We start from the raw sequence: 13,638 nt of genomic DNA, 5'->3' as shown, positions 1-13,638 counted from the left end.
TACGTGTACAGTAACGGAATTTGCCGTGCTTTCGCCTTTAAATACGGCAAATTTCTGCTGCCACCACGTTATCCTACGGCACTTTCAGTTGCAAAAGTACCTATCTGTAGATGTTCATTTTGCTTAAAATGTCTAAATCTTACTGCTGCGGATGTTTCTTAATGTAATCCTCATACAGCGGAGACATAGAACGAAGACGTTCTACAATCTTCTTTAAGCAGTCTACCGTGAAATCAATCTGCTCCATGGTTGTCTCGGCTGACAGGGTCAGACGCAGGGAACCGTGTGCAATCTCATGCGGCAGTCCGATCGCCAGAAGTACATGGGACGGATCCAGGGATCCGGAGGTACATGCAGAACCGCTGGAACCACAGATGCCTTCCATGTCAAGCATGATCAGCATGGATTCACCCTCGATGAACTGGAATGCAAAGTTTGCATTGTTGGAAAGTCTCTGGGACGGATGTCCGTTGAGGCGTGCAAATGGAATTTCTTTTAATACACGCTCGATCAGGTGGTCACGCATCGCTTTTTCTTTTGCTGTGCGCTCTTCCATCGTCGCCATCGCAATCTCAACTGCCTTGCCGAATCCTACGATACCAGCCGTATTCTCGGTACCGCCGCGGCGTTTACGCTCCTGTGCGCCGCCGTGGATGAAGGAACGAGTCTTTAATCCGGTACGGATATAAAGGAAGCCGGTTCCCTTCGGTCCATTTAACTTGTGGGCGCTAGAACTGAGCATATCGATATGGCACTCATCTACATTGATCGGAACATGACAAAATGCCTGTACCGCATCGGTGTGGAATAAAATGCCGTGTTTCTTCGCAATCTCACCAATTTCCTTGATCGGCTCAATCGTACCGATCTCATTGTTTGCAAACATAACAGAGATGAGGATGGTGTCCGGACGGATCGCCTTCTCCAGCTCGTCTAATTTAACAACACCGAACTCATCTACATCCAGATAAGTAACCTCAAAACCTCTCTGCTCCAGGTACTCACAGGTGTGCAGAATCGCATGGTGCTCAATCTTGGTCGTGATAATGTGCTTGCCCTTTGCCTGATATGCCTCTGCTGTGGAAATCAGCGCCCAGTTATCAGACTCCGTGCCGCCGTAGGTAAAGTAAATCTCGTTGGACTTTGCGCCCAGCGCTTTCGCGATCGTCTCGCGAGCCTGTGCAATCGCTCTCTTCGGCTCTGCCGAAAATTCATAAACGGAAGACGGGTTGCCGTAATACTCCGTAAAATACGGGAGCATTGCCTCCACTACTTCCGGACGCGTTTTGGTTGTCGCCGCATTGTCCAGATAAATCAACTGTTTCATAACTAATAAATCCGCCTTTCTTCTTAGTGTATGCACGCCTGCCTTTATTGTGATTGTATCACACGGAATCTCACGGCAGGAACTCCCCGCCTGTAAACATTTGCTGCGTACATAGTTTGTAGCAATAAAGGTAAAAGCTTCATCTACGTTCTTTATTATTATATAGGAAAATTGAAAAAATACAAGCAAGAATGAGCGGGTTTTTGAAAAAACCTAGTTAAAAATGGGGTATATAATGTGCTCAAGCTATTCCACCTTACTTATCCAGACAATAAAAAACCGTCCAGCTAGGAGGGGTCAACTCCTGACTAAACGGTTTTTTATTAAATCTTTGCTCCACTTCTGCCTTGAAATCCGTTACCCAATCGGCAGCAATTCCGTGGAAACGCATGTTATCCTCCAAGAGGGAATCTTCGGATAACTGCTGTAGTGCTGTCATTGGCTTCTGACCGCACATGGAGGGTTGATGCAATAGGGTTTACATAAATAAAAAGAAATAAACTGGTAACGGATACCTGTCAATACTTATACATAAAAGGGATTGGTATAGAATCAGGTCGGTTCTTCACTTGACATATCGCTATTGTAATATTATTATATATTATTAGGATACTTCTAAGTGAAAACTCTTGTTTTTTCCTGATGGCTATAATATAACACGCATCAACTTGAAATACCATCCCCGGAACGAGAATATAAATATTGTTTTTTTACAATAATATAAGCATTTAAAAATAGTCCTATAAAGCAAAGGCTAATTAAGCTAAATGGAGGCGGAAAAATGTATATTAAAAACCCGGAGTATTTTATTACCACCGTCCGTGAGGGAAGCATTTCCAAAGCGGCTGAAAAATTATATCTGTCACAGCCATATTTAAGCCAGTGTATCGCACGAACCGAAAAGGAATTAGGTGTCAAGCTCTTCGATCGCAGCCATATGCCGCTCAAACTAACTGAGGCAGGAAAAATCTATATGCGTTATCTGGAAAGTGTCGGAGTCCTGACCGGGCAGTTTGAGGAACAGCTCGGCGAGCTGAAAACGGGACGCAGCCGTACTCTGAATGTCGGCATGACGCTGTGGCGCGGATCCGTCCTGCTGCCGGATATCCTGCCAAGCTACTCTGAAAGCCACCCGGATGTCCGCATCACCTTACGTGAACACCACACTGCCCAGCTTTCCAAGCTGTTACAGGAGGATCAGATCGATTTTGCCCTGATGAATATGCCGCTCAATCTGGATGATTTCGTCTATGACACCATCTTCAATGAGCGCCTCCTTCTGGTAGCCAGCAAGGACCATCCGGCTATCCGCGGTCTGGAAGCAGGCACTCCGGACCATCCGCTTCCAATCGACATGAAAAAGCTGCGCCGGGAACGCTTCATCCTGCTGCAGGAGGATCAGGTCATGGGACACGCCATGAAAAACCTCTTTGCCAAGATGAATATGGAACCAAAGGATGCCCTATACACCACCAGCAGTACGACTTCGGTCAACCTGGCGGCAAGAGGGTTCGGCATCACCTTCCTCCCGGAAGGCGGAATCCGCCACACTGCCCACGTGGAGCAGCTTGCATTCTTCACCGTAGACAATCCACCGTTCAGCGTGCCGCTGCTGCTTTTATATAAGAAGAACAGCATTATTTCACCACACGCGAAGGATTTTATCGATATGGTGAAGGAGTATTACCGGAATCTGGAGGAAAAGAAGATTAAGGCATAAGAATTTGCTCTTTCTCTGTGCATTCTGTTTCTACATATATTTTAGAATTTTTGCACAAAACGTACAAAATGGGACTTCAGCCCCTAATAGACACAGGCAGCCTAGACGATATCCGTCGAAGCTGCCTGTGTTTTATTTCATATTTTTCTATCATTTCTTGGTCGAATTTATTTAACATTTGAAGAATTTTTATTCTACTATTCTTCCTTATCCAGATTCCGACCATTCACTCGGTCTTTCAATTCGTAAAGCAAATTTTTTAAGTAACTTTTACTTACGAATCTTCTCCACAAATTCCTTCAGTCTCTTGCATCCCTCAACAACATTCTCATAGCTGTTTGCAAAGGACATACGGATATAGTGGTCGCCTTCGCTTCCGAATACATCGCCCGGTACCATTGCTACCTTGGCATTTTCAAGAAGCAGCGGAGCAAATTCCTGGCCGCTCATGCCAAGCTTTTCGATGTTGATGAAGATGTAGAATGCACCCTTCGGGCAACGGCAGCTCAGTCCGTCGATCTCGTTGATTGCTTTAACTGCATAGTCGCGGCGTCTCTGATACTCTTTTACCATGTCTGCTACTTCGTTCTTCTCTTCTTTCAGCGCTACGACGCCGGCTTTCTGTACGAAGGAACTTGCACAGGTAACCACGTGCTGATGCAGCTTATTGACAGTCTTGACAATCTCTTCGCTGCAGGCTGCGTAGCCGAGACGCCAGCCGGTCATGGAGTATGCTTTGGAGAAGCCGTTTAATGTGATGGTTCTCTCCTTCATGCCCGGAAGAGAGGCGATGCTGATGTGTTTTGCATCATCGTATAACAGTCTCTCATATACCTCATCTGATATAATCATGATATCGTTCTTCACAGCAATCTCTGCCAGTTCTTTCAGCACATCCTCTGCCAGCACACCGCCGGTCGGATTGCTCGGAGTGATAAGAACGAGTGCCTTGGTCCGTGGGGTAACCTTTGCACGAATCTCATCCAGATCAATCTGGTAATCATTCTCCTCTTTCAATGTATAGGTAATCGGAACCGCGCCCAGAAGCTTCGGAACATTTAAGTAGTTTAACCAGCCCGGATTCGGAACCAGAACCTCATCGCCCTCGTCGAGAATTGCTGCCATGACATCAAAAACTGCCTCGGAAAGACCTACACTGACGATGATCTCAGTCGGTTTGTACTCTACATTGTTCTGCGTCTTTAATTTCCAGGCAATCGCCTCCCGCAGCTCCATGGTACCAAAGTTGGAAGTATAGAATACATCGCCTTTTTTGATATCCTCGATGCAGGCATTCTTGATGTATTCCGGTGTATCGAAATCCGGACGCCCTAACTCAAAGTGAATGACCGTCTCTCCTGCGCGCTCCATTGCCAGCGCCTTTTCGTTTACTTTACGGATTCCAGACGGAACCAGTTCATCCATTCTTTTTGCGAATAATTTATCCATAATAAAATCTCCTTTTCATTCTGCATATACTCTCAGATTCTCATTGGTCCGCATCTGCTGACACTTTTCCAAGAATATTTTATTTTTCCTGGTAGCCGGCCGGAATTCCGTTTTTCTGTTCTCCAGCCCTTACGCTGCCTTCGTCTCGGTTTCCGCACCAGTTCCCAGCGTATGCATCATGCCCTCGCTGCGTGCTACTACCATGGTAGTTACCACATCACCGGTTACGTTAAAGGTTGTATTTGCCATATCAATCAGTCGGAAGATACCGGCAATCAGACCTACAATCTCCAGCGGAAGTCCCATGTTCGTCAGAAGAATCGTGGTCATGATGATCGCGCCTCCCGGAACACCCGGACAGCCCATAGCTACTAATACAGTAGAAATAATAATGTTTACCAATGCGGACGGTGTCAGGTTCATTCCATAAATCTGTGCCGTCATTACGATAGCTGCTGCATAGTAGATACATCCACCATTCATGTTGATGGTTGCGCCAAGCGGCAGGGAGAACGATGATAACTCGGAAGATACGCCAAACTCATCATTCGTAACAGAGGTTGTGATCGGAAGAGAACCGCTGCTGCTGGTGGTGCTGGCCGTTACAACCCATACTTTCCAGATACCCTGCAGCCATTTCTTTACCGGGAACTTTGCCAGAAGCGCTACCATCGGAATATACATCAGTAAAACAAGGATTACATCGGAAGCATAAACCGTGAGAATCAGCTTTCCGAGCGGTCCAAAGATTTTCAGACCATATGCACCAACTGAATCTGCTAACAGTGCACATACACCAATCGGAGAAAACTCCATAACAATAGCTGTGATTTTATACATTGCATTGGCACAGCTCTGTACACCTGCTAAAAGGCGTTCCCCCTCTTTTCCCATCATGATAAGTGCTACGCCTAAGAATACCGAAAATACGATAATCTGCAGCATATTTGTGTTGGTAAAAGAAGTGAAAATGTTGGATGGGAACATATCGATTAACGTATCAATGATACTCGGCATCGCCTGCGCCTCATAATCAGTCGATTGTGATAACGCGGTTAAATCAAATCCTTTTCCTGGATTGATGATGTTTGCCATGATAAGCCCTAATCCTACACAGAGTGCAGATGTCAGCGCATACAGTCCAACCACCTTCACGCCAATGTTCCGAAGCTTTTTCAAGTCTCCTAAGCTCGCGACTCCCGCTGTGATGGAAAAGAATACCATCGGAACGACAATCATTTTAATCATATTTAAAAAGATGGTTCCCAGAGGTTTTACAATGGTTGCTTTTTCTCCAAATACGAGTCCGATGACAATACCAAGGCCAAAACCGATGAACGTCTTTGTCGCCAAGCTCAATTTCTTTTTTTCTTTCATGAATATTCCCCTTCTTATGCAATACCCTCACTTACTGTTCACACATATGTGACCACCATGTTGTTTCACAGCACTTTCTATTTCAAAAGTGCCTGCTTTAAACAACCTCCTCTATGCTATATTCTCTCCCAGATTTCATTTCCCCAAATGTCCTCCGGGAGAGAGGTATCTGCAGTTCCGGGTAAATTTCCCAATTCACCTGCAAAACATGCCTTCCGTGAACTCTTCCGGATGTCCTGCATTCCGGAAATGCATCTTTGCCATGTTTTGCAATTAGTATGCTCTTGTCATCGCACCGTCTAACAGGATGGTCTGACCAGATACGTATGTATTCGCCTCGGAGCACAGCCATGTAGCCAGACGTCCGTATTCATCGATGGTGCCGTAGCGTCCCATCGGGAACTTCTTCAGGTCTTCCTTCTCGTAATCTGCTACGCTGATGCCAGCCTTGTCTGCACGCATCTTGTTCAGATTCTCAATTCTTGCGGTGCCGATACGACCTGGTCCAATGACATTGACTAAGATATTGTCTTTGCCGACCTCACTCGCCAGGGTCTTGCTCATGCCGACAACGCCCATTCTCATGGTATTGGAAAGAATCAGGTTGTCCAGGCAGTCCTTAACGGAAGAAGAAGTTGAGTTTACGATACGGCCGCCGCCGAGACGTTTCATGGACGGGAGTACCGCACGGATGGTTCTTACGTAGGAGAGCAGGCACATCTCAAAAGCGCCCTCCCATGCCGCATCATCAAAGCTTACGAACGGTCCCGGCTTCGGACCCGGACACATATTTACGAGTGCGTAGATATCGCCCAGTGTTTCAACGGTGTGTTTTACAAGTGCCTCGATGTCCTCCGCCTTGTTAACATCGCAGAGGAAGGTCTCCGGACGGTTTCCGGTTTCTTTCTCAATCTCAGCCTGTGCTTCCAGAAGCTGATCTTTAAACGGTTCTGCGGTACAAATCATAACCTTTGCACCTTCTCTTGCCATCTCGGTTGCAATTCCCTTGCCAAGTCCGGCTGCTGATGCCATACAGAGAACTACCTTGTCTTTTAATCCTAAATCCATACTGTTACCTCCTGTAAAATGAATATATAAAATGATTTGAATGTTCTGTTTGAATTTTTTATTTTCCTACACTTCCTTTTCCGGATGTTTTTTTAAGTCAACAACCGGGTTTACAAGTGGTGTCATCTCGAATCCGTCCGGTCCGGTGATACGGCACTCTGCTACATCGCCATCCTGGATGTGGAACGCTCTCGGTGTTCCGGTGGAAAGGATGTCTCCGGCGTACCAGCCCTGGATGCTGCTGTGCAGGGATACCAGACGCGGCGGTCTGTGGGTCATGTTTGCTACTACGTTTTCTGCATGAACTTCACCGTTGTGAACACTCTGGACCAGAAGTTCATTGACATCCGGTACCTCATCCGGGGTTACAAGCTCCGGACCGAAGGAGAAGAAGGTCGGGAAGTTCTTTACGATGGTTAAATATCTCGGGTTGCCGCTTACATAATCATTTCCCTTTAAGATGGATTCCTCAGTCATATCAAGGATGGTGGTGTAACCGACGATGGCATCCTGCCAGTTTTCTTCGGATATATCTCTGCAATCCTTGCCCATGATGATTCCAAGCTCTGCCTCTGCGGTGGTTTTCTGTGCTTCTTTCAACTTCGGAAGCAGGATTTCATCGTCCGGACCAATCAGGGTGTCTGCCTGTTTGAAGAAGCTTCCCGGAAATCCCTTCGGAGCTGCAGAACCGATGTCTCCGGCATGGTCTACATAGTTAAGGCCGATACCAAAGATACGTTTCGGGTTGCGGTAGAGCGGTCCGTATACAACTTTCTCGCTCGGAACCAGTCCCGGAATACTTTCCAGCTCTTCCTTGCCGCCTGCGTTATACCATTTTGTCAGTCCCGGAATCTGCTGCTTCTGGATGAGACTCATGACATCCTCGGCCCATGCAGTTCCCTTTGCTGCATTCAGTGCCTCAATCGGAAGCACTCCATTCTTTAAGACGATACCGGCTTTTTCTGTTCCGTTCACTTTGATAGTTGCAAATCTCATATGGTTTCCTCCTTTATCTGTCAGAGATTGCTTCTTCAGAAGTTCTATTTGTCTGTTTCTTTTCATTTTGTTTCAGCGTCTGAAACCCAACCTCTTGAAGCTCTCTGTTTCTTTCTGACATTACTTTACCATTCCCACCAAAAATGTTCCAACTCTCTTTCGAATATGGACGTATAGGTAAATGGTTATGGACCATAACGTGTCTAAAATGATACTTGACCTTCCCTAATAAGCGAAAATACGCCTGGATACAGGCTTTCCTTGTGGTTGGAGGAAGTGGAAATGCCTGTTCCAGACGTATGATTTTAAATATATATAATCGTTTTATTAGGCCAGTTTACAAGGAACTACACGCAGACCACGAAACGGGGGCTGCTGACAACAAATAAAGGCTGAGTATCAAGCACCGGGAAAGTGCGAGATATTCAGCCTGTTTTGTTGTCCGGGGTTTCCAAAGGGGCTTGCCCCTTGGCACACGACTTTGCTTGCAAAGTGTAGTGTGTTATACGCTCTGTCGGCGTTGCTGCGAAAATAAGGTTGCCGCCGGGGAGGGCAAAGGCGTTTGAAGCAGCAGGAAAACAGGGTTGTGATTGCGTGACGTGGAGCCGCAAGCGCAGGACTGGTTTCATCAGCAGACAGGGCGTATATGAAAGTCCCCGTTCCTCGTTCTACACCGAACTTGTGGACACACTCCCGTAAAAACTGAAATTTTAGACTATTTGTAAATAAACCTTTATATTATCCCAAGTGAAATTTTTAATTCTAATATGCGTAAAACAGATTCATCGATTCGTTCCTCTGTAATTTCTCCCTGTTTGACTGCTTCAAGTATGGCTGGAATTTGCACCTCAAAATCTGTGCAGCATAACATATCATTTCCTGCCTTCACAGCTTGAACTGCAATTTTTGTGTCTTCTGCAAAATTGCGCACACCATCCATAGCTAAGTCATCTGTAATAATAACTCCAGTAAATTTTAATTCTTCCCGCAGGATTTTGTGTACCTGTGAAGACAGCGAAGCAGGGGTTTGACTATCCATGCAGGATACCACATTATGAGAAACTAATACCATATTGGCTCCAGAATCAATTCCTGCTTGAAACGGCAAGAAATCTGAGTTCAAAAATGTTTCATAGGTGCGATTATCATAAGCAATACCTGTATGTGTATCCACATTATTTCCGTACCCGGGGAAATGCTTTAGGACGCTCCCCATACCTTCTTGAAACATGGTTTGCACAACTAAGTGGACATAAGCGGCAGTTTGCTCTGCGTTCTGTCCAAAACTCCGGTCATAAATAAAATCCTCTGGATTTTGCGAAACATCGCAGATTGGGGCAAAGTTCAAATTAATCCCCAAACTATTCAATAATTCACATTTTTCTTGTGTGTCACTTTGAATCAAATCAAAGCCACCTTCAGCATAGAGTTCTTGAGGGGACCAGAAAGGCACAGCTCGCAAATTAGGGTTTGTGCTAACACGGTTGACAGTGCCTCCTTCTTCATCTACTCCGATAAACATGGGGATTTTTGCTGCACTTTGGTAACTTTGAATATTCTGGATAATTTCATCTCTTGTTTTTCCAGAAAAGTCTCGGCTAAAAAGAATATAACCTCCAAGATTATACTCCTTTACCTTCTGTACGCTATTTATTTCGGGACAGCGTGCAATAAACATCTGTCCAACTTTTTCTTCCAGCGTCATTGCATTTAGAATTTCTTGTGCTTTCTGTGTCACGGAAGCAGAAGGGGGACTTGGCTCTGTTTCACCAGTTGTTGGTTCAGGATTTTCGGTATTCAAACTGGAATCCGTAACCGTAATGGAAAGTAATTCAACCTCTTGTACAGATGCATTCAAATCCAATTTGCCATGATATGAAACTGTCACTGGATTCCCAATCACTATTCCTGTCTCACCAGTTGAAATATTTACACCTTCTGTTCCAAAATAATATTCACGATTATCCTCACCTTGAACAGTTAGAGTATTCATTGTTGCATCTTTTACAGTTCCTCGAAGCTCTTGTGCAGGTTCAGTTGTACTTGAATTTCCAATAATTTCTATTGTTGCCTCAGACGAGTTTTCCAACAAAATATTATTTACTTTATGCAAACTGGCTATCGCAATGCCTGCACATACAAGAAGCAAGATAATCACACTAAAAATAAGCACTTTATTCCTTTTTTCTTTTTTTACCCGTCTCATGTAATCCTCCTGATTGTTTTATAAAACTACATATATTTTTCTGCAATTATTTTCCTACCTGCTCCATCATCCTCTTTGCCAACTGCCGGAACTGTTCCGCCGTTTCCTCGTCCATCGGAAGAAACTTCCCAATCTGTCCGGCAATCATAGCAGTTACATCGTCCATAGAAAGCAGCTCCTGCTGGTGGTCTTTCATGGTTTCCTGCATGGTTTGGAACATAGCGGTGGTCACAGCTTCTCCTGGCTGTTCTCTGTTGTCCATATCTTTCTTAATATCTCGCAGGATAGCAAGAAATACATTCTTGATTTTTTCAATTTCCGCTTCATGTTCTCCCATCTTCTGTGCGTTCAGAAGTTGCAAATCCTGTTTTGCTTCTGCCCGATGTTCCGGGTGTTCTTTCATCAGATCGGACAAGGAAGCCGTTTCCAGTTCAATCAGCTGATTTCGTGCCATGATACCCTTTGCCGCTGTGTCTTGAAAATAAATCCGTATCAAATCCATCAGTTTCGGGAAGTTCCTGTGTTCCAACAGACGGTTAAGGATTTGCACATCGACTGTACCTGCCACAAGCCCTCTCACAGCTCCCTCGGACAATCCTAATTCAGAAATATCATAACTTTTACGGACACTCAAGGTGGACAAGCCTAATATGTAGTCCGTTGATACCTTAAATTCCTTTGCCACGCCTATGAGAATATCGCTGCTGACCGTCTTTGTTTCCCCACTGACAATGCGGCTCAACTGGGAAGCAGATACGCCTATCTTCTCCGCAAGTTGCTTTTGAGAAATATGATTGCCGTTGCACAAATCAGAAATCCTTTGTCCGGGTGTTCCGGGTAAAGCCATACACAGCACCTCCTTTTCCTATTTCCCATTATACAAGAAAATTGCAGAACTGCAATTTTGAAATTGAATATTGCCCTAAAATGCAATTCTCGCAAGATTCCGGGAATTGCATTTTTTTCGTGTAGACTTAGGGTAGTTCATCGATGAACTGCACCTTGAAAAATGAATGACCATCCGAAAAGGAATACCCCGGCAGGGGAAGCACCGCAACGAGCCACTTCGGGACAAAATGTCCCGAAGTCCGGGGAGCGTGCCAACGCTGGAACACGCCGCAGGAATGGGGCAGGAAGCCTTTTCGGGGAGAACGGCAAAGGAAAAATGGAGGGAACACATGAGAGAGAACCCATATAAACAACTGCCGCCCATAGAGCGCAAGCCGGACGGCTCCCTTTACCGCATGACACCGACACAGAGGAAACAGGCAAACGCCCTGATCCGCCGGGAGTGCTGCTGTTATGAGGACGGGAACTGTATGTTCCTTGACGATGGAGACATCCACGCCTGCCCCCAGACCATTTCTTTCTCGGTCTGCTGCAAGTGGTTCCGCTGGTCGGTCTTGCCGCAAATCGGAACGCTGGAAGCGGAGGTTTTCCGGGATAAGGAGCTAAAACGCTGTGCGGTCTGCGGCAGAGTGTTCGTCCCAAAGTCCAACCGGGCGAAATACTGTCCCGACTGCGCCGCCAGAGTTCACAGGCGGCAGAAAACAGAAAGTGAACGGAAAAGGAGGTCTTGTGTGGACAGTTAGGGGCTGAAAAGTCCTTGATTTACAAGGCTTTACAAGCACAGAACAGGGGTAGGCAATAGAAACTACCGTCTGCCCCCGGAAACAGGCTTCTAACCGTCCACAAAACACGATATGACAAACACCATTTATATCCATCAGCCGGAAAAGGTGGTCAGCTTTATCCGGCTTCCCAATTTCCTCTTTGAAGCCCCCACATTCACACCCCTGTCCAACGAAGCAAAGGTACTGTACGCCTTTATCCTGCGCCGGACAGACCTGTCCCGGAAAAACGGCTGGGCGGACGAATATGGGCGCATTTACCTCTACTATCCCATCAATGAGGTAGTGGAACTGCTCCACTGCGGGTGGCAGAAGGCGGTCAACACCCTGAGGGAGCTGCAATATGCCGGACTGGTGGAGATCCAGAAGCAGGGCTGTGGAAAACCCAACCGCATTTACCCCAAATCCTATGAAGCGGTTCCAAACACCGACTTCAAGAAATCCGGTTATGGTACGCCGGAGGACTGAAAACCGCACTCCACAAGTACGATAATCAATCCTCTTGAAGTACGAAAACCGGACGGTATATAGAAATACAGAGATTAAAACGATTTTATTTATATCTTATCCATTCCTATCCTATCTGAGATATTTTCTGCGGGATTTTCCTGTGGAAAAGTCCCGGAAAAGAACGGAATAGGGAAAGGAGTTTCATGGCACAACACGCAATCTTGCGATTTGAAGAACACAAAGGCAATCCGGCAAGACCGCTGGAAGCCCATCACGAACGGCAAAAGGAACAGTACGCCAGCAATCCCGACATTGACACAAGCCGGAGTAAATACAACTTCCATATCGTCAAGCCGGAGAGCCGCTATTACCATTTCATTCAGAGCCGCATTGAACAAGCCGGATGCCGCACCCGCAAGGATAGCACACGCTTTGTCGATACGCTGATAACCGCCAGCCCGGAGTTTTTCAAGAAAAAATCCCCAAAGGAGATACAGGCGTTTTTCCAGAGGGCGGCTGATTTCTTAATCGGGCGGGTAGGGAAAGAAAATATCGTGTCGGCGGTGGTACACATGGACGAGAAAACGCCCCACCTGCATTTGGTCTTTGTCCCGTTGACAGAGGACAACCGCCTGTGTGCAAAGGAGATTATTGGGAATAGAGCCAACCTCACAAAATGGCAGGACGATTTTCACGCCTATATGGTGGAGAAATATCCCGACTTGGAGCGTGGGGAAAGTGCCAGCAAGACAGGCAGGAAGCATATCCCCACCCGTTTGTTTAAGCAGGCGGTCAATCTCTCCAAACAGGCAAGAGCCATTGAAGCCACGCTGGACGGTATTACCCCGTTCAATGCCGGAAAGAAGAAAGAGGAAGCCCTCTCCCTGCTGAAAAAGTGGTTTCCGCAGATGGAGAACTTCTTCGGACAGTTCAAAAAATACAAGGTCACGATAAACGACCTTTTGGCAGAAAATGAACAGTTGGAAGCCAGAGCCAAAGCCAGCGAAAAAGGCAAGATGAAAGATACGATGGAACGGGCAAAGCTGGAAAGCGAGCTGAAAGACATTCAGCGGCTGGTAGACCGTATCCCGCCGGAGGTGCTGGCAGAACTGAAACGGCAGCAGCGGCACACAAGGGAACGGTGATCGATGACAGAAAACATTTCACGCCGCGGTATGACGGCACTACACTTTGAAAATTAAATACGGAGGTACTATGGAGCATATCAGATACAAGAAAGAAACCGAAGTCGTGACTTTTCAGAGAAAGGAAATCACGCTGGAAAATCTCTCCCCGGTGTTCACGCCGGAGCAGGAAGCGGCAAAACGCCGGGAGCTGGAACAGCAGCTTTATGAGGTGTTCCGCAAGTATGCCGACAAACGGCAGAGTGAGGAAGCCGGGGCATAAGGTTTTC

At 46.3% G+C, this 13,638-nt stretch carries 12 protein-coding genes; 5 read left to right on the top strand and 7 right to left on the bottom strand.

Annotation, left to right across the window (positions count from 1 at the left end):
• Nucleotides 1-139 precede the first annotated feature (139 nt).
• Nucleotides 140-1,327: a cysteine desulfurase NifS gene (nifS, locus tag DWY89_RS12225; protein ID WP_022358754.1), complete on the bottom strand. Its 1,188-nt coding sequence runs from the start codon at nt 1,325-1,327 to the stop codon at nt 140-142.
• A 781-nt stretch (nt 1,328-2,108) separates the two neighbouring features.
• Here nifS and DWY89_RS12220 point away from each other — a divergent pair.
• Nucleotides 2,109-3,047, top strand: coding sequence for a LysR family transcriptional regulator (locus DWY89_RS12220; protein WP_107001266.1), 939 nt, complete (start codon nt 2,109-2,111; stop codon nt 3,045-3,047).
• Nucleotides 3,048-3,317: 270 nt separating this feature from the next.
• Here the strand turns inward: DWY89_RS12220 and DWY89_RS12215 are convergent, their stop codons facing one another.
• From DWY89_RS12215 to DWY89_RS12185, 6 genes are all read right to left on the bottom strand, one after another.
• On the bottom strand, nt 3,318-4,496 hold the full coding sequence (locus DWY89_RS12215; protein ID WP_107001267.1) for a pyridoxal phosphate-dependent aminotransferase: 1,179 nt from the start codon (nt 4,494-4,496) through the stop codon (nt 3,318-3,320).
• A gap of 129 nt (nt 4,497-4,625) precedes the next feature.
• Nucleotides 4,626-5,873, bottom strand: coding sequence for a dicarboxylate/amino acid:cation symporter (locus tag DWY89_RS12210; protein ID WP_107001268.1), 1,248 nt, complete (start codon nt 5,871-5,873; stop codon nt 4,626-4,628).
• A gap of 273 nt (nt 5,874-6,146) precedes the next feature.
• On the bottom strand, nt 6,147-6,941 hold the full coding sequence (locus tag DWY89_RS12205; protein WP_107001269.1) for an SDR family oxidoreductase: 795 nt from the start codon (nt 6,939-6,941) through the stop codon (nt 6,147-6,149).
• 66 nt (nt 6,942-7,007) lie between these two features.
• A complete protein-coding gene (locus tag DWY89_RS12200; RefSeq protein ID WP_117795997.1) occupies nt 7,008-7,937 on the bottom strand; it encodes a fumarylacetoacetate hydrolase family protein in 930 nt (309 codons plus the stop codon).
• A 733-nt stretch (nt 7,938-8,670) separates the two neighbouring features.
• The gene (locus DWY89_RS12190; protein WP_227589721.1) at nt 8,671-10,143 is read right to left on the bottom strand and encodes a glycoside hydrolase family 3 N-terminal domain-containing protein; all 1,473 of its coding nucleotides are present in this window, start codon (nt 10,141-10,143) and stop codon (nt 8,671-8,673) included.
• A gap of 46 nt (nt 10,144-10,189) precedes the next feature.
• Nucleotides 10,190-10,990, bottom strand: a complete 801-nt coding sequence (locus tag DWY89_RS12185; protein WP_118481993.1) for a helix-turn-helix transcriptional regulator — start codon at nt 10,988-10,990, stop codon at nt 10,190-10,192.
• 331 nt (nt 10,991-11,321) lie between these two features.
• Here DWY89_RS12185 and DWY89_RS12180 point away from each other — a divergent pair, with 331 nt between their 5' ends.
• The 4 genes from DWY89_RS12180 (at nt 11,322) to DWY89_RS12165 (ending at nt 13,631) form a co-directional block, all read left to right on the top strand.
• Nucleotides 11,322-11,735, top strand: coding sequence for a cysteine-rich VLP domain-containing protein (locus DWY89_RS12180; protein WP_117558696.1), 414 nt, complete (start codon nt 11,322-11,324; stop codon nt 11,733-11,735).
• Between the two features lie 111 nt (nt 11,736-11,846).
• Nucleotides 11,847-12,242, top strand: a complete 396-nt coding sequence (locus DWY89_RS12175; RefSeq protein ID WP_118467027.1) for a replication initiator protein A — start codon at nt 11,847-11,849, stop codon at nt 12,240-12,242.
• A gap of 185 nt (nt 12,243-12,427) precedes the next feature.
• Entirely contained in the window at nt 12,428-13,369 is a 942-nt protein-coding gene (mobV, locus tag DWY89_RS12170; protein WP_118523987.1) for a MobV family relaxase, read from the top strand.
• A gap of 70 nt (nt 13,370-13,439) precedes the next feature.
• Nucleotides 13,440-13,631 (top strand): hypothetical protein, encoded by a 192-nt coding sequence (locus tag DWY89_RS12165; protein WP_118467024.1) that lies wholly within the window; start codon nt 13,440-13,442, stop codon nt 13,629-13,631.
• Nucleotides 13,632-13,638: the final 7 nt, after the last annotated feature.

The sequence above is a fragment of the Clostridium sp. AF27-5AA genome, from assembly GCF_003478415.1.
In the GTDB taxonomy this organism is placed as follows: domain Bacteria; phylum Bacillota; class Clostridia; order Lachnospirales; family Lachnospiraceae; genus Otoolea; species Otoolea fessa.
Note: the sequence above shows the minus strand (reverse complement) of the source record. Positions and strands in the feature narration are given on the sequence as shown.